Source organism: Dictyobacter arantiisoli, from assembly GCF_008326305.1.
In the GTDB taxonomy this organism is placed as follows: Bacteria; Chloroflexota; Ktedonobacteria; order Ktedonobacterales; family Ktedonobacteraceae; genus Dictyobacter; species Dictyobacter arantiisoli.
The window spans coordinates 253933-273302 of sequence record NZ_BIXY01000001.1 but is presented as its reverse complement, the minus strand read 5'-3'; the positions used below and the strand labels follow the sequence as shown (position 1 = coordinate 273302).

Here is a 19370-nt window from a genome sequence, read left to right as displayed (position 1 = left end):
TGGGTATACCATAGTATACTAAAATACGGGCCTGATGGGAAGTAGATCTCTCTTTGAGTGAATATATTATACAAGACGTTTTTTAGACGACTGGCAGCCTGTCAATCGGATATGAATGCTCAGCTGAACGCAGATTCCAGGCGCGTAAATGTTTCATAGCCACACCAATGCGTCGCACCCCTTCCACGATTTGCTGTTCTTCAACCGATGCAAAGCTCAGACGAATATAATGTTGGCCGCCCCCATCAACATGAAAGAGTTCGCCAATGTAAAAAGAAACCTGTTCACGGAGCGCTTCGCGGAACAATTGACGAGCGCGCATATCGCCGGGCAAACGACACCAGAGTTGCATCCCACCCTCCGGAATATACAAACGAGTTTCCCTGGGCCAATAGCGCTCAATCGCCTCCAGCATGAGCGTTAATTTATGCTGATAGTCTTTACGCGCCCGCGCCAGATGTTCATCTAACCAGCCAGTGGACAGCATCTCTTGAATAATCCATTGTCCCAGCGCGTTGGTGTTCATATCAAATGTCTGTTTATACAGAGCCAGACGTTCGATAACCGGTTCTGGAGCAGCCAGCCAGGCGACACGCAGTCCAGGAGCCAGAATCTTCGAGTAAGTGCCAAGATAGAGCACATTTCCATATCTATCCTGAGCTTTGAGAGGTTGAGGAGCCTGCTCAGTAAAATAGAGCTCACCATAGGCATCATCTTCAATGATCGGTATCTGATAGCGCTTTGCCAGTTGTAGGAGGCGGCGGCGACGCTCAGCACTCAGCACCGAACCGGTAGGATTTTGGAATGTCGGCAATGTATAGATAAAACGCGGCTGACGGCGTGCCAATATCGCTTCCAACATATCAACGCGCATCCCCTCATTGTCGGTCGGCACACCAATAATATGGGCTCCCAGAGCACGAAACGTCTGAATAGCACCCAGATAGGTTGGCACTTCCACCACCACTTCATCGCCAGGGGACAGCAGGAAACGCCCGATCAGTCCTAATCCCTGGGTTGAACCCGAGAGGATCAAGATATTTGGCACATCAACAAGCACGCCCCGTTGGCGCATCCGCAAAGCGATATGACGGCGCAACATCTGTAATCCTTCGACGGGACAATAACCAAGGGCGCTTTCGCGTGCGCCATCCAGACTCTCAGCAATAATTTGTTGAATACGCTCGGTTGGTAACATAGACGCAGAGGGAATACTTTGCGACAGAGAAATCATTTGCGGTTGTGGTCCTTCAGTAAACATTGTTCCGCTTAAAGTACGCTCATCCTGTCCCAGCAGAGAATCTCCATTGGCCGAAAGGCCGAGCAGCCAGGAAGGGGTTGTCTGCTCGCAGTAATCATATTCATCATCCTGCCGGAAATAAGCACGTTTCACCAGCGTCCCACGCCCGACATGTCCTTCAATCAAACCTTCACCCGCTAAATCATTGTATGCATTCATAATCGTCGTGCGATTAACACACAATTCCCGGGCTAATGCGCGCTCAGTTGGTAAGCGCGTACCCTCCGCAAGTGTTCCAGCTAAAATCGCCTCTCGCAATCCCTGGCTAATTTGTCGATACAGCGGTGTCCCGTTAGCACGCTCAAGATGAATCAATGCATGAATCGTTGTCGTATCATATGTGAATATTGATTGCTGCTGTAGCTGATCCGATTTGGCTTGTCCCATAGAATCCTCCGATTGGCTCCTGATAAAAATAGTGTAACCAATCCAATTGTCAGGAGACAAGAGCCAATCAGCACAAGCACAGGCAGTCCAATATGTTTATCCCATCCAATCAACAGGGCAAATCAAGCCAGGAAGCGATGCGATTCAAATGAGAATACGAAGAGTATCCAGGGGGCTGGCGGGTATGTTACACTGAATCGCATCGTAAAACTTATAAGAGAGACGAAACAAGGTATACGCGTTTAAATTTTCGCGTTAGTATTTTACAGTACAATCTAGCAGCGGGTATAAAAAATAGTTATGGAGACACTAGAACAACGTATCCAAGAGGTATGCGAGGATCGCGAACATGGATCACGCTGGTTAGTCAAAGAGGCGGTGACCATTCTCCGAGATCTCGCGCAAACCATAGAAATAGCACCAGACGAACGCATCACAAAACTTATTACCAATGCCTATCATATCGCGCAGGCACGCCCGGCTATGGGTGCTCTGGCCAGTGCAGTCAGTCAGATCATCAGCGTCTATGAGGATGGGATAGAGGCCATTACACAGGCCGCTGAGCAACTCTTAAGTGACTATGCTAGCGCGCCCCAACGTATTGCCGAATATGCGCAACCATTGCTTACCGGACACATTATGACTTGCAGCATTTCAGGAACCGTCCTGGAGGTTTTGTTGCAACTCAAAGCACAAATCAAACATGTAACTGTACTTGAAGGGCGTCCACGCTACGAAGGGCGTGCAATGGCACAGGAACTCCAAAAACAGGGGATTCCAGTGACACTGGTCACAGATGCCCAGGCGGATATTTTTTTGCCCCAATGCCAGAGTGTGGTCGTAGGAGCAGATAGTATTCTCATCAACAGCGATGTCCTCAATAAAGCGGGCACCGCCTTACTCGCCTGGGCCGCCCAGGGCCGTGGTATCAAATTACATGTACTGAGTGAGACCCTCAAAATCTCTTCTCAGCGCTGGTATGAACATGATCCAACACGCCTGGCAGGCAATCTCGCCCTCCTCGAAGAGAAAGAGCCCGGCGAAGTATGGGACGCCGCACCGTCTGCTATCGAGATCCGTAATTTCTATTTTGATCATACTCCGCATCGGCTCATCACCAATATCATTACGGAACAGGGCATCCTGGATCGACGGAACGTTCGGGACATCGCAGTCACAACCAGAGCAAATAAACGCTTGCTTGCCAGATTAAATAAAATGTAGCAGCTACCTTTCACGGGCAATACCGCTCAAAGAACGAGAATGTGGAGGAAAACCACAAATGATGGAAAACGTAGCTGCGTACCAGGGGTCGCAACCGAGGTGCGCATCTACAGCATTCTTCAATATTTATCTATTTGAGCGTTATTATTCGTTATCATGGTGATTAAAGGTAAACCAGCATAGCGGTATAGATCCAGGGGGCAGAAAAAAAGGATATCATGGATAGACACATTTGCTATGCCAGCTATTTATCAGCTACAATACCCAACAATAGTAAAATACCTACTATAAGACCAGTCAATTCTGTGCCAGGAAAGTACCTACCCTTCACGAGGGACAGAGAAAGGGCGAACTATGTATTCGAGGAAGGATGCGGAGGATTGGGAGGTTACAGCAAACGGCCTCTATATCGCAACACGTGATTATTTAGTACGCCGTGGCTTTTGTTGCTCCAATAAGTGTCGTAACTGTCCTTATATTAACTGGCAAAACTGCACGAGTTGGGAACCGCTTCCTGCTGAATGTATTAAGCGCACTCGAGTCTCGCCTAAGTCTATCGCCGCAGCCTATGCCTTACTTGACTATCACGAACAGCAGCTACAACACTGCCAGCCCGCTGAAGTACCCAGGCATCAGGCCATGATTGAGCATTATAACCTGCTGCTTGAGCGCTGGAATGCCAAACATCGACTGAACTAAATTGAAATAAAAATAGAAGGAAGAGCCAATGAAAATTCCTCATCGGCTCTTCCTTCAGTAGCGTTGGCAAGAACTATTTATGCCAGACAAACTGGACTCCAGCTGCGGGAGAATAGGTCTCCCATGAGAAGACGCCCCAACCCTTGACATTCCAATTAGTCGTCGCTACGGAACCATTCGCATTGATGCTTTCCACCACTGCAACGTGTCCCGCGTAGCCAGCACCCTGTACGCCTGGTTGCAATACAATAATTGAAGGGACATGTGGTGTGCTGGAAACATTCCAGCCGGCGTTAGCTGCTCCAATTGCCCAATAGGAGGCGTTACCACTCCAGGTCACAGCATAGCCAGTTAAATGGTGATATTCGTAATCAGCCCAATAGGTACACTGACCAGGGGTAAAATAATTGTTGAAGCTACTATCCGCAATGGTTCCGGTGCTTGAAGAAATACCACCGGATGAGCTATTTATCGCGGGCGCGGAAGAAGTGTTTGTGTTTTGTGTCTGCGTATTCGTTGTTCCCTGTGAGCCAGTGCTTGTGCCATCAGGCAAAGTAAAAGTATTTTGTACGCCCGCAAAAGTATATTGGCCGCCCGCTCCGTTCACTTCGTAACCATCCTGGGTTACCGCGGTAGCCGTCGCTGCCTGAGCGGCAATCAGTGCTGTATCATTCTTTTTCGACGCCACCATATTCACGCCGGGATTAAATATGGTGCTCAACACGCTACGAGCTTCACCAGAACCGGCTGGAAGCACGGCCGCTAAGGCACCCAACACTACTGCAATCAACAATATAGAGGCACCAATGTTGATCACATGACGGCGCCCTTTGGGTGGACGCATAGTGCCACTACTCTTTTTACCGGTGGCTGGAATATAGACTGGCTCACGTCTGGCCTCAGCCTTAGCGGGCAGCATATTCTTCTGCTTTACATCATCATTTTGTGCACTTTGCACTCCTTGCACCGCCATTGACATCTGCTCAACAGAAGATCGCGATGATGTCGCTTCATCCCTTGGATGTGATGATGCGTCAAAATCCAGTTGTTCTACATCGGTTGATGTATCAGTATATTCCTTTGAAATCATTTATACTTCCTTCAGTCCGATAGAATGTATCTCTCGTGAGCGTGCAATCAATTTCACGTCGCTAAACATCTGTCCACAATTTATCTAATTGCACCTATGTGAGTCAACCTATTGACACATATTAGGACTATGTGACTAGTATTGCACGAATATAGTGTGAATTTAGCAAGGTACGAAAAATACATAAAGAAATCAAAAAGCGGAAATAGCATGATCTATTTCCGCTTTTGTTCAGCTTGATGTGGTACTTATGCGCCCGGGAACCAGACAAAGGTTATACCGGCTCCTGGATAAAACGTCACCCAGTCTTCACTGGCCCAATGTCCATTCCAATTCCAGTTACTGGTGGAAACACCATTATAGGGATTCGAGACGCCTGTTTCGACGACAGCCACATGTCCATACGAACCAGCACCTTGCGTATATGGTGCCAACACAATAATTGAAGGTCCATTAGGATTGGGCACCGAAGAGGTTTTCCAGCCATAGGCCGGCGCTTGATAAGCCCAGTCGCCTGCATTACCCAGCCAGGGCACCCAGTGACCTGTTAGTTGATGATAACGCATGTTAGCCCAGTAAGTGCATTGGCCGTAAAAAAAGCGATTCAGACTACCAGTATCTGACGCCGTGATAACAGTGGTACTGGGAGCAGAGGTCACACCGGCATAGATCTGGTTACCAGCATCATAGCCATCTTGCGTTACCGCTGTAGCCGTAGCAGACTGGGCCTGAATCAACGCCGTGTCATTTTTCTTCGACTGTACCATGCTCTGTGTAGGATTAAATAGTTTGCCCAGAGCACTGGCCTGCCCATTGCCAGCTGGCAAGACGGCTACTAACGCCCCGATCACTACTACAAGCAGTACTACTGCTACACCAATATTAATTACGAGCCCTCTTCCCCTGGGAGGGCGGAGGGAACCGGTACTTTTCTTGCCAGTAGAGGGAATAAAAATAGGGGCACGAGTCTGCATCTTTGGACTTGCATCTGGGGATGAAATATCTGGCATCAATGAGCCTTCCATTGGCGATGGCACCATTGGGACCTGCGCTTCTCCGGGAAGGGCATATGGAGTAGTTGTATCAGGTGTGGAGGCTTGGTCCATCAACGCACCTGCACTCCATTCCTCTATTTGGGATGAAGTCGAACTACCATATGGCTGCTCAGTAGTGGCTGTACGAGAACGATCACGAAATAACATACATATTCCCTTTAGTTTTACACAGGAGCATCATAGATGACGGCTCACATCGATTTTTTTAAATACTCATACATGACTTTACTCAAGAGATGGGGTCACAGTCAATTCAGCAGGCGTTTTGTAGGACTATATAACTATCATGCATTTACACCTACAAATTAAATGTTTTGAAAAAGGACCGCGTCCTTCTTTTCGATTATTTCTTATAAAAGCTCTCATTTAGAGAAAATTTAGCTGCCCATTTATGGGGCAACCAAAAATTTTTGCGCGCCTACACAAAAAAGGAGCTGTACAAAACAACTCCTCAAATGAGATGTACTAACCGGGATACCAGATAAAATGTATGCCAGTGCCAGGATAAAATGTACGCCATGTCAATGTGGCCCATGCTCCATCCCAGTTCCAATTGCTGGTAAGGATACTACCATCATCATTCACGCGCTCGACCACTGCGACATGTCCATAGGCCCCCGCGCCTTCCGTATAGGGACTAAAAACCATAATCGAAGCGCCATGCGGATTGGGGATATCGGAAATATTCCATCCATAGGCTGGTGCTTGATAGGCCCACTGATAGGCATTCCCCAACCAGGGTATCCAATGGCCCGTCACCTGATGATAACGCTTATTAACCCAATAGGTACATTGCCCGTAAAAGAAGCGATTCAAGCTTCCATAATCTGCCGCTGAGGTCTGGGCGTCCTGGGGTTGCACCTGTACACCCGAATACATTCGCCCACCACCGGGATCATAACCATCCACCGTCACGGCGGTTGCGGTCGCGGATTGCGCATCAATCAAGGCAGTATCGTTTTTCCTGACAGCGATACTATGAAACAAGAATAAGCCTCTTGTACTGCTACGATCACGCTGATCCATGGGCAAAATGGTGATCAAGGTCCCCATGGCAATAAAAAGCAACAAAACGCTGATCGCCCCATTGACCACCAGTCGCCTGCCCGGAGGTACAAAGGATACGATTGCCTGCTTCCTCTTGCCATTGCCACGAATTACTACTGGTAATTTCTGTGGTCCCATAGGCATACGCCTGGCAACAGACGCGTTCTCAGGCACCGGTACATGAAAAGACGGCCAGGATGATGCGCCCGGAACATCAGGATGAACTAGCTTTGTGCTGTGGAAGATCTTGCGTGCTGAGCTAGCAAATAAAGCGTCCTCTTGAGGAGTAACCTTTACAGAAGTATCAGAAGGCCGAGGAGAAAATAAAGGTGGAGTATGCACCGTATCGTAAGGGAAAAAACATGTTTGCCCATTAAAAATGGTTTGTTCATCTGGTGTCACTGGTGGTCGAACATCATAAACGAGAGGGGTAATTCGACTGCGCTGTCGATATATATTCTTACGCTTGCCTCGATGATCTGAAAACGACATCCTTTATTACCTTTACAATACAGCTGAGCTGCACTACTACTATACAACCCAACAGAAAACGCACTCAACACATGGCTCTTTATCCTTCCGGGTGATGGGGGAAGGGAATAATGGCGAGGACTGTCATGCCCCCGGCATGCCTGCCATCGCACGCCGTCAGGGGCTGCCGTCCCTGCACCACGCTTTCACCCGAAAAGAAAGAGATCCCAACACATACTAATAAGTGTAACTAAAATCTTCTTATACATCCAAAAGTAACCAATATAGTAGGAAGATAAGACTACACGCAAGATAATTTTTTAGAGATTAAATATATATATTCAAATCTATAACATGTAATAAATCATTCCCTGGCTGCAAAATATCGTCATCCATGATAGGATATGATAACGAGTTCAGCCAGCTCTGCTTAAACTCTTAAATCAAGAGCATCAAAATAAGATACATGGTCTTGAAAGAGAGTCTGAAGATGATTCTGCGATAATCAGTCATGTTTGTACTTGTTTCTAGATAGAGCGTACATAGGAGTTACAATGAAGCGCCACTTGCGTTTTTCTTCCACAGTACTATTGATTGCCTTTCTCCTGACGGCCTGCATTACGGCACCAGCCCAGGGGACAGGCAGTAATGCAATGGATACCCCAACTGCCACCCGTGCACCACTCACGGAGGCATGTCCAGCCTCACTCAATCTTTCTGCAACCTGTCAGACTCCGCAGACGATGCGACAAGCCTATGGAGTTGATTCCCTGATCCAACAGGGAAATACCGGCAAGGGTCAAACCATTGTCGATATCGTTTCTTTCGGTAGCCCAACCTTACAACAAGATATGAAGACGTTCGACAGTACTTTTCACCTACCACCCGCTAACGTCAAAATAATTGCACCTTTGAACATACCTGAGTCTGATCCTCATCATGACAAAGAGGGCTGGGCGGGAGAGACGACCTTAGACGTTCAAATTATTCATGCTCTGGCCCCTGATGCCAATATTGTGCTCCTGGTTAGTCCCGTCGCTGAAACAGAGGGAACAATCGGCCTGCCAGAATTTCGGCAGCTAGAACAATATGCGATTGACCATAAGCTCGGTAATATTGTGTCGCATAGCTGGGGGGCTTCTGAATTGACCTTTGGCAATAATCAGGCAAGGCAGGAACTCAAATTATGGGATGCACTGCTCCAAAAAGGAACGACCCAACAAGGAATGACCTATTTCTCTTCTTCTGGCGACTCTGGCGCTACTGATTACACGGATCTCAATGGCACCAAACTTGCCAATGTTGCTACGACCAGCTTCGCCGCCGATTCTCCCTGGGTAACAAGCGTTGGTGGTACATCACTTTACACGAAAAATAACGTCGTCAATGAGGATGCCTGGTCGGGGAGCGGCGGTGGTTTCAGCAGATTCTATGCAGCGCCAACCTATCAGAAAGATCTTCCTGCCAGTACACAGACACAATTTCAAAACCGCCGCGGCGTACCAGATGTCTCTGCGGTCGCCGATCCATTTACGGGTATGGCGGTCTACATCAATGGACAATGGACACAGGCCGGAGGCACCAGCGCCAGCTCGCCAGTCTGGAGCGCGATTATGGCGATTGCCAATCAAATGGCCGGGCATCCACTGGGCTTTATCAATCCAGCACTCTATAAAATCGCCGCCAGCGATACCTATCATCAAGCATTCCATGATATTGTCAATGGCAATAACAGCAACCAGTCGGCGAAAGTTCAGGGCTATTCAGCCGCCCCGGGTTGGGATGCAGTGACAGGACTGGGGACACCCAATGCGCAATACTTGATTCCAGCATTGATTAAAAACAGTCACTAAACGACAACAATCTGAAGACTATATCGATAGTCTTGATTGTTAGCCCGACGATATCCTTCTTTACCTTTACGCTCTGCCTGCGTATCCAACGTATTCTTGTTGCAGGCAGGGCATCTCTCCAAATGCACACTTGCCTGCTATAAGCCCGATCATCTTTTATACTCTGCAATTAAATTTCTTGTCTTTTTGAGAAATACATTCTTTTCCTATTTTGAAGCAGGCCTTCCCAAAGTATCGTAATATATAAAAGAGAACAGAAGCATTTTTTATCTACACCCCCCAGCTGGAAAATGTGGATCATTTCGCGTTTGCGCTGTAAATTTAAGGAGCTTTTTTTCTAATGATCCGTAAACTATTTATTGTCTCGTCCCTATTTATTATCTTATTTTTCGCATTGATCCATCCTTCATTAGCGCAAACAGCTAATGAATATGCCGCCGACCAATTTACTGCGTCTATCTCAATTCAAAATGACAGTTCTCTCTTGATCACAGAGACGACTGTCTTCCACTTCATAAGAGGGACATATACCTCAGTAAATCGTCCCATTGCAACGAACCACACGGAAAATGTGACTATCGCCAATGCCAATATGGATGGAAAAGTGGTAGCGCGTGGCGATGCAACGGGACAGTATTCTGTTACAGGCACTAATCCACTTCGGGTCATGTGGCACTTTGCGCCAACCAGTAATTCAACGCATACTTTTAGCCTGACCTATCGTGCAAAGGGTGTCTTCACAAAAACAGCGACATCTGATTTTCTCGGCTGGGAAGCAATACCGGCCTCGCGCAATTATGTTATTCACGACGCGACTATTACTGTAAGCTATCCCAATAATACACAGATTGTCGGACCGCCAGAGGTCGTGAAAGGGCCAGCTCTGGTGGTACATCCCCTGCAAACAGGCAGCGTTGTATACAAAGCGAAAGAGGTCGATGCTGATGATCCAATAGATATTGGTATTGACTTTCATGCTCGCAGCCTGATTACAAGCGCTCCCCATTGGCAAACGTGGAAAAATCAAGCTGATAACTATTTTCTCCCCTGCTTTTCAGGTGCCATTATCCTGGGAGTGATTATCGCGCTGGCACTCTTTCTCTATACGCGAAAACAACAGAGTCCTGTCACCTTGAATAGAAACCTGACAGTTACAGAGCCGCCAGATGATCTCACACCAGCACTCAGCGGAACGCTGGTTACATCCCCCACCCGTGGAGATGTCCACTATGAACAAGTCTTAGGCACGCTCTTTAATCTGGCAAACCGTGGCGTCCTCAGCATCAGCGAGCAGCGGCAAACAGGCGACATTCTCACATCCACAATAGAGGGGGCAGATGCCGTCGTATTCTGCGTCAACTTGCTTACAGAACCAGCCGATCTAAAACTCTACGAGGCACAGCTACTTAAAATACTCTTCCACGCCGAAGACATGCCATCCACGGCACTCACATTTACAGATATCTTTAAACGTTATCTCAATGGAGCCAGACAATTTGATACAGCCGTGCAACAGACCATCGCGAAAGCAGGCTTGCTCGATCTCAACTATGTCCCACTTCGCAAACGCTTGAGACAGTGGAGTGTGCTCTTGATCAGTGTCGGACTAGGCGCATCAGCATTGGGCTTCGGCATTGGAATTGCACTGAATATCTGGCCGATCGGTATTCTTCCCATGAGTCTAATACTGGCAGGCATCATCGCCCTGTTCATACGGGCTTATTGTCGGCGGCTATCCCCACAAGGAGTCCAGACAACAGCACAATGGCAAGCCTTCGACAAATATCTCCAAAGCATCATCTTACACAAAAGCGAGCCAGAAGACGGTCAGGACATCTTTATGCGCTATCTTCCCTATGCCACGAGTTTTACCTGGGGTATTAGCTGGGTTGAACATTTCCAGGAAGAAATAGTACAGAACGGGCTTCCAGCCTGGTTCCAGCGTAATACTGACTCAAACGATACGCCAGCATCAGATATCTATCTATCGAATAGTGCCGCACTCATCGCATTGATGGAACAGGCATATATTAGTCCATACAGAGCAATGCAGCCAACACCATTAGCACCAGATACCTTAATCCTGGAAAGTAGCAAGTGAACAAGAGATAGGACCAGGATATCACCGAAATTGGTAACTGTTCAGAAGCGTGGGGTACCTAATGAGACTCCATCCTCCGCTGTTATCCTTTGGAGATTGCTTGCCAGGTGAGTTTCTCGTGTAGAGACAGAACATCATCTCAGTTTGACGAAACCACATTGGAAAATCAGCCAAGTTCAAACGGTAGAATGCGGGGAGATACATAGTGCTAGCATTACATGCGTAAAATCAGTTGGTGATACCTTACAGTTTTTCCTCTCAGCTTCTCTCTGGAGCGTGAGCGACAAGGAATGGGAGTGCATTGATTGTGAGAGGCAATGCAAACTATCTTCCTTGCCTCTCACAATCGGCCGTTTGATGAGACAATCTGATCAGTCTTTTCATGCGGCCATGCACCCGTTCCGCATGCGTAGAATTTTCCTTGACAAATCTCATAACTCATCTCATAATCAAAATCTCAAAACCTCACTCAGTTGACGGGAAACGTGAGACAAAAGGAAGAGTTTATGAAGATTGGCTATGTGCGTGTCTCAAAACAGGAACAACATGAGATGTTGCAAATCGATGCCTTGAAAGAAGCTGGCTGCGAGAAATGTTTTTTGGATAAAATGACTGGCTCGAAAGCCGAGCGCAAAGGATTGGATGAAGCTCTCGCGTTTGATTGAGCTACTCAAGGGTCTCACCGAGCAGATTGATACCACAACTCCAGGAGGCAAACTCATCTTCCATCTGATGGGTGCTCTTGCTGAGAAGGACAGAAAGCCAGATGCTATTGTTCTTTTTCCTTTTGCTTTTTCACTCGCTCTAGAACGTCAAGCCTACTCATTGCATTCTCTACATCTAAATTAAGTTTTTTCTCTTTATAGGCGTTAATCTTTTTCCACAGCTGAGTATCGGTTATAATCGTATTCCCATCCCAGGCAGCATGCGCTTGCCCTTCCTCAGAGAAATTTAGTAGTAATAGTTGGGTACTATATCTTTGTCCAATTGGCCGAAGAGTATCGATCATTGTTCCAGCCATTTCTGGATTTTTTGTCACAAACGCTCGTATATCTCGTAGAATTCTTTCCTTTACAATTTCTTCCCCTAATGTCTGTATTGTTCCCCTTATGTGTTCTCGCTGCTCTTGTATTGCGCGAGCATCGAGGTCTTCAGGTCCCGGTTGAGCTCCTCTCTCTTGCCTATGTACGTTATACAAATCTTGATGCCAGTGATCTGGTTGATCATTGCTACGAAAACTCCCATTCACATCCAATGGAATGGCATCGATAGAGATGCCGTCTAAACCGATGGGCTGCGGCCCTCCAGAATCAGTATGACGGTCGTACCGTTGAGATAGAGACATGTCGGGAACCTCATGTCCTTGAAAGGCGGCGTCAATCTGATGTGCGAAGAGTTGCAGGTAGTTCAGATCGTCTGAATCCAAGGGCGTGACTTCGGAGGGGGTGTGTTCACGGGAACGTGGGATATCCATGGTCCGTACTCCTTTTTGTCAACAGGATAGAGTAGCAGACGGGCAAAAGCAAGAGGGAAAGAGGCCCAATAGCATCGAGCGGGCTTGCCGCAAAAAATCCTTGCCGCACCCCAGCTCGGGCCAAATGATAACGATTGCTTTCTCACACAACGAAGGCAATCGTCACAATCTCTTTGTGGATCCACTGAATGGCCGCTCACGATTGCCCTTTCATACATCTTACGGCTCCAGCTCCTCAAAGAGCGATGGCTGTTGCCCACTTTCCAAGCGCTTCTGTGCTTCTCGTTGGATCTGCTGGATCGACTTCGTGGGCGTTGGTTGATCCTCTGGCAGTGTTCCACCTCCTCTGGCAATCAGTTCCCGAATCTCCTCACCGGTCTTGCGATGCTCCTGGTTGGCACCTTCCTTGGTCTGAATCGCCTTATTCCGGATGCGCTCCTCCGCTAAATGGGTAGATAGATTGAGCTCACTTACAAAGTGTTTGTTTCCCATGGCCTTCGCCATCCTGGTGCATGAGTTTTCGCACCTGCGGTGCTCAAAACTGTTTTTAGTGTGTGGTGCAGAAAAGGTGCATAGCACCTTTTCTGCACCACACACTAAAAAGGGCGCAGGCGCGCCTGCCAGCAGGTGAGCAGCAAGATCTCGATGGTACTGGGAGTCTGACACTTTGTTACAGCGGTAATAATCCCTGCTGTACACACCACTCAGCATTTAAGATTGAGCCGCCCGCGGCACCGCGAATGGTGTTATGACCCAACATGACGAATTTATAGCTGAGGATAGGACAACGGCGCAGGCGTCCCAGTGTCACCGTCATGCCATGTCCAGCATCGCGATCACGGAGTGTCTGTGGGCGATCAAGCTCATGCCGATAGATCAGCGTGTGCTCAGGGGCAGTGGGCAATTGAGCCTGCTGCGACGCTGGCCGATAGTTCTCCCAGGCAGCAATAATCTCTTCTGGACTCACATCGTTGCGCCCCAACTCGATACTGGCACATTCCAGATGAGCCTCACGTGTCGCCACACGGTTACAATGCGCACTCACCACAATCGGAGCATCCACAAATCCCTGGCCCTCGCGCCACTCGCCCAACATCTTCTGAGTCTCACACTCAAGTTTTTCTTCTTCACCACTAATATAAGGAATAGCATTATCTAAGATGTCATAGGAGGGTAGGCCGGGATAACCCGCACCAGAAATTGATTGCAGAGTTGTGATAAGCACTTTAGTGACACCAAATGCCAGCTGCAAAGGCTTGAGAGCCATCACTAATGGGGTTGTGGCACAATTAGCATTGGTAATAATAAAACCCGGCCAGCCGCGCTGTTTGCGCTGTTGTGCGACAGCCGCTATGTGATTGGCATTGACCTCTGGAATGAGCAACGGCACATCTGGCGCCATGCGATAATTTTTGGCATTGCTAAATACAGCCACGCCAGCCTGCGCAAAAGCCTGCTCAATCTCACCCGCAATCTCGCCAGGTAAGGCCGAAAAGACCACTTTCACATCTGGCAATGCCTCTGGCGTACAGGCTACCACCGGCATTTGCGCGGCCCCCACTGGCATATCGCTGCCTGTCAGTCGCCAGGCTGTTACTTCAGCGTAGGGGCGTCCATTATGTTTTTCAGAAGCACCGAGGCCAACCAGTTCAAACCAGGGATGATCCTGCAAAAGTTCAATAAAACGCTGACCAACCATACCCGTCGCGCCCAATACGGCAACGGGTATTCTCTTTCGTTCCTGTGTCTCCATATTTCTTCCGCCATCTTGTCTTCGATGGAATGGGGATGCACCGCTAGCTATTCCCATCCCGGGCTGTGTTTTTCTTGTGTGTAGTATAGCAGGAATCGTTCAGGCTTTACGCAGTGCTACCTCGCTCACATTAGCGGGATGACGCACCAATGGAATAACCGGAGCGACCAGATCCCGATGCAAACAGCGTAACGCCCGCTCGCTGGAACGATCCTCAACAATCAGGGTAATACCTTGCTCCGAAGCACCCTGTGAGATAACAGGAATACGCTCACTGGCCAGGGCTGTGATCGCGCGCGCCGAACTCATAGGATCAGCGGTGAAACCAGAACCGATGCAGGCGCAGGCGGCCAATCCACGCCGCTGACTCACCGTCCAGAGGGCCGGGTCCATCACATGATGCAGCAATGCAACAACAGAGTCTATGGCCTTCTCATCTACCACAAAGGAAAGATGATGTCCAGATGAAGAACAGATCGCAACCGGGGCGGCACCGGCTTTGGCAGCCAATGCAAAGACCTGACCAGCATTTTCTGGAGCACCAAACAGATCTGTGCTTTCTACAGTAATCAGGGCCAACTTTCGCCGTGTCGTGATCGCGCCAGCGCCACTGGGAGTATGACCAACTGGACCAATAATTGTCCCGCGAATATAGGGACGGAACGAGTTACGTACTCGCACAGGAATGTTGCGTGGAGCGATGGGGATCAAGGTACGTGGATGCAAGACTTTTGCGCCAAACCAGGAGAGACGTGCAGCTTCTGCATATGAGAGATGGGGCAGCAAGCGTGTATTCGCCACCAGACGAGGATCGGCGGATAATACGCCATCCACGTCGGTATAAATAGAGACTTCAACACAGTCTAGCGCTGCACCGATCACTGTTGCGGAATAGTCAGAACCATTACGTCCCAGGGTTGTTACAAAACCTGTAATTGTGCGGCCCATAAATCCGGCTGCAATTGGCACACAGCCATTTTGCACCAAAGGATGGATCAAGGTATGGGCATTGGTGCGTGTTTCCTCAAGCAATGGCTCCGCCCCCTCGACCACGCCAAAGGGCTGCTCAGGATCATGTGGAGGATGGGTAGTAATAATGACCTCTTTACGTACTGGCTCTGCCTGCACTCCATGTTCACGAGTCGCTGCTGAAACAAGCAAAATAGAGAGACGCTCACCCCAGGATGCGACTGCCGCGGTATGTAAATGCACCATATCGTTTGCATGGGTAGCTTCGCGCAAGATCTGAACATCACGCGCTAAACCTTCCAGAGCACTATCGATATCCTGCAACAATTGCGTGCGAGCCTCGCCCTCAGCGGTCACTTTTGCAACTGCATCCAGATGCTTCTGGCGGAGAGAAGCTAATTCTTGCTCACAAGCCGGCAGATCATCAGATGAAGTCGCACGCGCAATTCGTAGCAGTTGATCGGTGACACCAGACATGGCGGAAACGACCACCACCGGAAACGGGGTTTTCGGATCATTGCGAGTATCAGCAATAATGGAGGCGACACGACGGATACGTTCTCCACTACCAACCGACGTACCACCAAATTTTAAAACACAAACAGATTGTTCCATAACAAACCACCAACATTCCTAAACATGACTCTGGGGCCTGTAGCACTATCTTCATGCAAAGAAGCATTACAGACCCCTAGAGACAGCTATGACTCAGGCATTCAATGAAACGCCAACATCAGCAACCGCTGCCTTCAGGGCCTGATCCAGGTCCTCAATCAAATCTTCAATGGTCTCCAGACCAATTGAGAGGCGGATAAAGTCAGGGGTTACACCAGTCTCGACCTGCTCTTCAGGAGCCAACTGAGCATGGGTTGTACTGGCGGGATGAATGATCAGCGATTTGGCATCACCAATATTGGCAAGATGCGAGAAGAGTTCAATATGGCGAATTAATTGTTTGCCAGCCTCCAAACCACCCTTAATACCGAATCCAAGGATAGCACCAAAACCGCCATGTGAGAAGTATTTGGTAGCCAGCTCATACTGCGGATGACTCTTCAAGCCAGGATAGGTGACCCAGCTCACTGCGGGATGCTGCTCCAGGAATTCTGCAATGCGTAGAGCATTCTGGCTATGGCGCTCTATACGTAATGGCAAGGTTTCCAGGCCCTGCAGGAAGAGCCAGGAATTAAAAGGAGTGGTTGCGGCACCCAGATCGCGTAACAACTGGACGCGGGCTTTGATGATATAGGCCAGAGGTCCAACGGCTTCTACATAACGAACACCGTGATAGGAAGGATCAGGCTCAACCAGGCCAGGGAAACGACCGCTGGCCGCCCAGTCAAACTTACCACTATCCACAATCACGCCGCCAATGGAGGTACCATGTCCACCAATAAACTTGGTAGCTGAATGGATCACAATATCTGCGCCATGCTTGAACGGCTGGATCAGATAGGGAGTGGGAATGGTGTTATCGACGATCAGTGGCAAACCATTTTCATGAGCAATATCAGCTACGGCACGGATATCCAAAGTATCCAGACGGGGATTGCCAACAGTCTCGGCATAGATAGCCCTGGTACGTTCATTAATCGCAGCACGGAAGCTTTCAGGTTCACGCCCATCCACAAAATGGACCTTGATGCCCAACTTCTCAAAGGTATAGTGGAAGAGATTATAAGTTCCACCATACAAACTGGAGGATGCAACAATCTCGTCGCCCGCACCGGCGATATTTAACAGGGCCAGCGTCTCTGCCGACTGACCGGAAGAGGTTGCCAGCGCGCCAACGCCACCTTCCAGTGCAGCAATACGACGCTCAAAGGCGTCCTGGGTTGGATTCATAATGCGGGTGTAAATATTGCCAAATTGCTTCAAGGCAAATAGATCGGCCGCATGCTCAGGACTATCAAAGACATAAGAAGAAGTCTGGTAAATAGGAACGGCACGGGCTCCGGTGGCGCTATCAGCAGTCTCTTGCCCGGCATGTAATGACAACGTCTCGAAACCGTAACTACGATTGCTATTCAATGCCATGTTTTTTCTCCTGTTAAAGCTATACTATATGAAAAACTGCGTAGAATTAAAATTCTTGCAGAGTATCCACTATTTTTGACCATTCTTTTAAGAAGGCATCATGACCATGGGGAGAATCCAACTCTGCATACTGCGCATTACCACCCACAGCCTGAATTTTCTCTGCCAGCCAGCGGACCTGTGACGCAGGAAAGAGAAAATCTGAACGAATACCCACAAATAATATCTGGCTACGGATACGGCGCAAGGCCTCATCCAGAGAGAGATAATCTTCGCTCACGTCATAGAGATCCATGGCCCGGCTCACATAAAGATAGCTATTCGCATCAAAGCGTTGGGCCAGGCGATCACCCTGATAATAGAGATAGTTCTCAACATCAAAACGTCCACCCAGCTCAGGCGAGAAGGTTGGTGCCGTTACCACCTCACGCTGCACCGAATTGCGTGCAAAGCGCATCTCCATAGACTCTTCGCTTTGATACGTAATCATGGCGAGCATGCGTGCAATCGACAGGCCAGTGGTCGGTCCCTGACCAGGCAAATAATCGCCACACAGCCAGGCAGGATCTGCCATGATTGATTGGCGAGCCACTTCATTAAAAGCAATTGCCTGAGCAGAAACTGCCGCTGAAGCCGCCATCACAATGACTTTATCGACCAGATGAGGATAATGGACCGCCCATTCCAGAGCCTGCTGACCACCAATAGAGCCACCAACTACCATGGCTAAACGCCGTACACCCAGATGCTCAATCAGTTTCCGCTGCGCCCGTACCATATCGCGGATAGTAATCACGGGAAAACGCATACCATAGGGGCGTCCGGTTAAAGGATTGATGGAAGAAGGGCCAGTGCTGCCCGAGCAGCCTCCAATGATATTGGAGCAAATCACAAAGAAACGCGAAGTATCAAAATACTTTCCAGGACCAATCAAAGGATTCCACCAGGCAACTTTAGGATTTTCCGGATCTTCTACATCATGAGCATGTGAACTTCCGGTCAGGGCATGCGTAATCAAAATCGCGTTATCACCGGTTGCATTCAACTCCCCCCACGTCTCATATGCCAGCGTCACGGGACCGAGACGTCCACCGCGTTGCAACAGCAGTTGATCAAAAGTGAATGTCAACACTTCATTCTCTGGTTTTACCTGTATTTTGTGATTAATGTACTGCAATTGTGCTACCATGTTGCACTCCTTCCTGGAAAAGGGAACAAAAAAACCCTCACCCTGCAGGGGCGAGGGGTAAACGTCTTCGCGGTACCACCCTGATTTGTCACTACCTCACAGCAGCAACCTTATGAGTGTTATCAGTCGTTCCCTTCCAGACTTCTATTCTGTGGGCTCCATGGACACTTCTGGATAACACTCGAGCTGTAACGTAGCTCACGGCGCAATCTACTACCTCATACAAGGGTTCAATCCGCGGCTCTAAGGCCATATTCAATGCCGGTACGGTGCTGACATCTCATCTCTATCAACTCGCTGTAACCGCCCTTAACATTTACTCTTCCTCTTCAACGCCATTCGATATTTCAATTGTAAGGTACACGAGATTCCAGGAAACAGGTAACAAAAAAGCCCCTCACGGGGGGCTGCTACATCGCTGTTCCCCTCATCTTGCAAAACATGCACTGTATATCTACAGGCACATCTTACCGGAATTGGCACCCTGCTTGCAACATTGCAAAGCGGGTTGCCGGGCTTCACAGGGCCGTATCCCTCCACCTCTCTGGATGAGAGCAGTTATTACTGCAATTTTTGATTCTGTTGTGTGAACTTGTATCTAATTATTGTCTGGTCTGTTTATTTTTACGTTAGTGAGAGTATACCCAAGGGGGTCCCGACGTGTCAAGGGCACAACCGTTATAATCCAGTGTATACATTACACATAGATCATTTTGATGAA

Annotated in this window: 14 protein-coding genes, 1 pseudogene and 1 riboswitch; of the genes and pseudogenes, 5 read left to right on the top strand and 10 right to left on the bottom strand. The window is 48.6% G+C overall.

All coding sequences use genetic code 11. The features are described from left to right. Nucleotides 1-82: 82 nt before the first annotated feature. Complete coding sequence (gene pdxR / locus F1593_RS00990; protein ID WP_149399395.1) at nucleotides 83-1687, bottom strand: MocR-like pyridoxine biosynthesis transcription factor PdxR; 1605 nt, start codon at nucleotides 1685-1687, stop codon at nucleotides 83-85. 300 nt (nucleotides 1688-1987) lie between these two features. Between pdxR and F1593_RS00985 the strand changes: the two genes are divergently transcribed. Together F1593_RS00985 and F1593_RS00980 are read left to right on the top strand one after the other, a co-directional pair. After that, nucleotides 1988-2911 (top strand): eIF2B alpha/beta/delta subunit family protein, encoded by a 924-nt coding sequence (locus F1593_RS00985; RefSeq protein WP_149399393.1) that lies wholly within the window; start codon nucleotides 1988-1990, stop codon nucleotides 2909-2911. A gap of 354 nt (nucleotides 2912-3265) precedes the next feature. Beyond that, nucleotides 3266-3610, top strand: a complete 345-nt coding sequence (locus F1593_RS00980; protein WP_149399391.1) for a DUF5522 domain-containing protein — start codon at nucleotides 3266-3268, stop codon at nucleotides 3608-3610. 73 nt (nucleotides 3611-3683) lie between these two features. Here the strand turns inward: F1593_RS00980 and F1593_RS00975 are convergent, their stop codons facing one another. From F1593_RS00975 to F1593_RS29700, 3 genes are all read right to left on the bottom strand, one after another. Further along, nucleotides 3684-4700, bottom strand: a complete 1017-nt coding sequence (locus tag F1593_RS00975; RefSeq protein ID WP_149399389.1) for a CHAP domain-containing protein — start codon at nucleotides 4698-4700, stop codon at nucleotides 3684-3686. Between the two features lie 248 nt (nucleotides 4701-4948). Then, nucleotides 4949-5902 carry a CHAP domain-containing protein gene (locus F1593_RS00970; RefSeq protein ID WP_149399387.1) on the bottom strand — a complete coding sequence of 318 codons (954 nt, stop codon included), beginning with the start codon at nucleotides 5900-5902 and terminating at the stop codon, nucleotides 4949-4951. A gap of 318 nt (nucleotides 5903-6220) precedes the next feature. Next, a complete protein-coding gene (locus F1593_RS29700) occupies nucleotides 6221-7294 on the bottom strand; it encodes a CHAP domain-containing protein (protein WP_149399385.1) in 1074 nt (357 codons plus the stop codon). A gap of 533 nt (nucleotides 7295-7827) precedes the next feature. Here F1593_RS29700 and F1593_RS00960 point away from each other — a divergent pair. The 3 genes and pseudogenes from F1593_RS00960 to F1593_RS29770 all read left to right on the top strand — a co-directional run. Continuing rightward, the gene (locus tag F1593_RS00960) at nucleotides 7828-9126 is read left to right on the top strand and encodes a S53 family peptidase (RefSeq protein ID WP_149399383.1); all 1299 of its coding nucleotides are present in this window, start codon (nucleotides 7828-7830) and stop codon (nucleotides 9124-9126) included. Between the two features lie 340 nt (nucleotides 9127-9466). After that, nucleotides 9467-11227 carry a DUF2207 domain-containing protein gene (locus F1593_RS00955; protein ID WP_149399381.1) on the top strand — a complete coding sequence of 587 codons (1761 nt, stop codon included), beginning with the start codon at nucleotides 9467-9469 and terminating at the stop codon, nucleotides 11225-11227. 506 nt (nucleotides 11228-11733) lie between these two features. Then, nucleotides 11734-11986: pseudogene (locus F1593_RS29770) on the top strand (recombinase family protein); the annotation flags it as partial. A gap of 10 nt (nucleotides 11987-11996) precedes the next feature. Here the strand turns inward: F1593_RS29770 and F1593_RS00945 are convergent. From F1593_RS00945 to metX, 6 genes are all read right to left on the bottom strand, one after another. Beyond that, nucleotides 11997-12701 carry a hypothetical protein gene (locus tag F1593_RS00945; protein WP_149399379.1) on the bottom strand — a complete coding sequence of 235 codons (705 nt, stop codon included), beginning with the start codon at nucleotides 12699-12701 and terminating at the stop codon, nucleotides 11997-11999. Between the two features lie 219 nt (nucleotides 12702-12920). After that, nucleotides 12921-13205, bottom strand: coding sequence for a DNA-damage-inducible protein D (locus tag F1593_RS00940; RefSeq protein WP_503826813.1), 285 nt, complete (start codon nucleotides 13203-13205; stop codon nucleotides 12921-12923). Between the two features lie 166 nt (nucleotides 13206-13371). Beyond that, nucleotides 13372-14454 (bottom strand): aspartate-semialdehyde dehydrogenase, encoded by a 1083-nt coding sequence (asd, locus tag F1593_RS00935; RefSeq protein ID WP_149399375.1) that lies wholly within the window; start codon nucleotides 14452-14454, stop codon nucleotides 13372-13374. A gap of 99 nt (nucleotides 14455-14553) precedes the next feature. Beyond that, complete coding sequence (locus F1593_RS00930; protein ID WP_149399373.1) at nucleotides 14554-16038, bottom strand: aspartate kinase; 1485 nt, start codon at nucleotides 16036-16038, stop codon at nucleotides 14554-14556. 93 nt (nucleotides 16039-16131) lie between these two features. After that, on the bottom strand, nucleotides 16132-17460 hold the full coding sequence (locus F1593_RS00925; protein ID WP_149399371.1) for a homocysteine synthase: 1329 nt from the start codon (nucleotides 17458-17460) through the stop codon (nucleotides 16132-16134). Between the two features lie 46 nt (nucleotides 17461-17506). Continuing rightward, nucleotides 17507-18649, bottom strand: a complete 1143-nt coding sequence (metX, locus tag F1593_RS00920) for a homoserine O-acetyltransferase MetX (protein WP_149399369.1) — start codon at nucleotides 18647-18649, stop codon at nucleotides 17507-17509. Nucleotides 18650-19073: 424 nt separating this feature from the next. Further along, nucleotides 19074-19204, bottom strand: a riboswitch (SAM riboswitch). Nucleotides 19205-19370: the final 166 nt, after the last annotated feature.

Excerpts from the sequence above, each read along its gene's own strand:
- F1593_RS00940 (WP_503826813.1), bottom strand. The coding sequence starts at position 13,205 with ATGGCGAAGGCCATGGGAAACAAACACTTTGTAAGTGAGCTCAATCTA.
- pdxR (WP_149399395.1), bottom strand. The coding sequence starts at position 1,687 with ATGGGACAAGCCAAATCGGATCAGCTACAGCAGCAATCAATATTCACA.
- F1593_RS00985 (WP_149399393.1), top strand. The coding sequence starts at position 1,988 with ATGGAGACACTAGAACAACGTATCCAAGAGGTATGCGAGGATCGCGAA.
- F1593_RS00960 (WP_149399383.1), top strand. The coding sequence starts at position 7,828 with ATGAAGCGCCACTTGCGTTTTTCTTCCACAGTACTATTGATTGCCTTT.
- F1593_RS00970 (WP_149399387.1), bottom strand. The coding sequence starts at position 5,902 with ATGTTATTTCGTGATCGTTCTCGTACAGCCACTACTGAGCAGCCATAT.
- F1593_RS29700 (WP_149399385.1), bottom strand. The coding sequence starts at position 7,294 with ATGTCGTTTTCAGATCATCGAGGCAAGCGTAAGAATATATATCGACAG.
- F1593_RS00945 (WP_149399379.1), bottom strand. The coding sequence starts at position 12,701 with ATGGATATCCCACGTTCCCGTGAACACACCCCCTCCGAAGTCACGCCC.
- F1593_RS00925 (WP_149399371.1), bottom strand. The coding sequence starts at position 17,460 with ATGGCATTGAATAGCAATCGTAGTTACGGTTTCGAGACGTTGTCATTA.
- metX (WP_149399369.1), bottom strand. The coding sequence starts at position 18,649 with ATGGTAGCACAATTGCAGTACATTAATCACAAAATACAGGTAAAACCA.
- F1593_RS00955 (WP_149399381.1), top strand. The coding sequence starts at position 9,467 with ATGATCCGTAAACTATTTATTGTCTCGTCCCTATTTATTATCTTATTT.
- asd (WP_149399375.1), bottom strand. The coding sequence starts at position 14,454 with ATGGAGACACAGGAACGAAAGAGAATACCCGTTGCCGTATTGGGCGCG.
- F1593_RS00975 (WP_149399389.1), bottom strand. The coding sequence starts at position 4,700 with ATGATTTCAAAGGAATATACTGATACATCAACCGATGTAGAACAACTG.
- F1593_RS00980 (WP_149399391.1), top strand. The coding sequence starts at position 3,266 with ATGTATTCGAGGAAGGATGCGGAGGATTGGGAGGTTACAGCAAACGGC.
- F1593_RS00930 (WP_149399373.1), bottom strand. The coding sequence starts at position 16,038 with ATGGAACAATCTGTTTGTGTTTTAAAATTTGGTGGTACGTCGGTTGGT.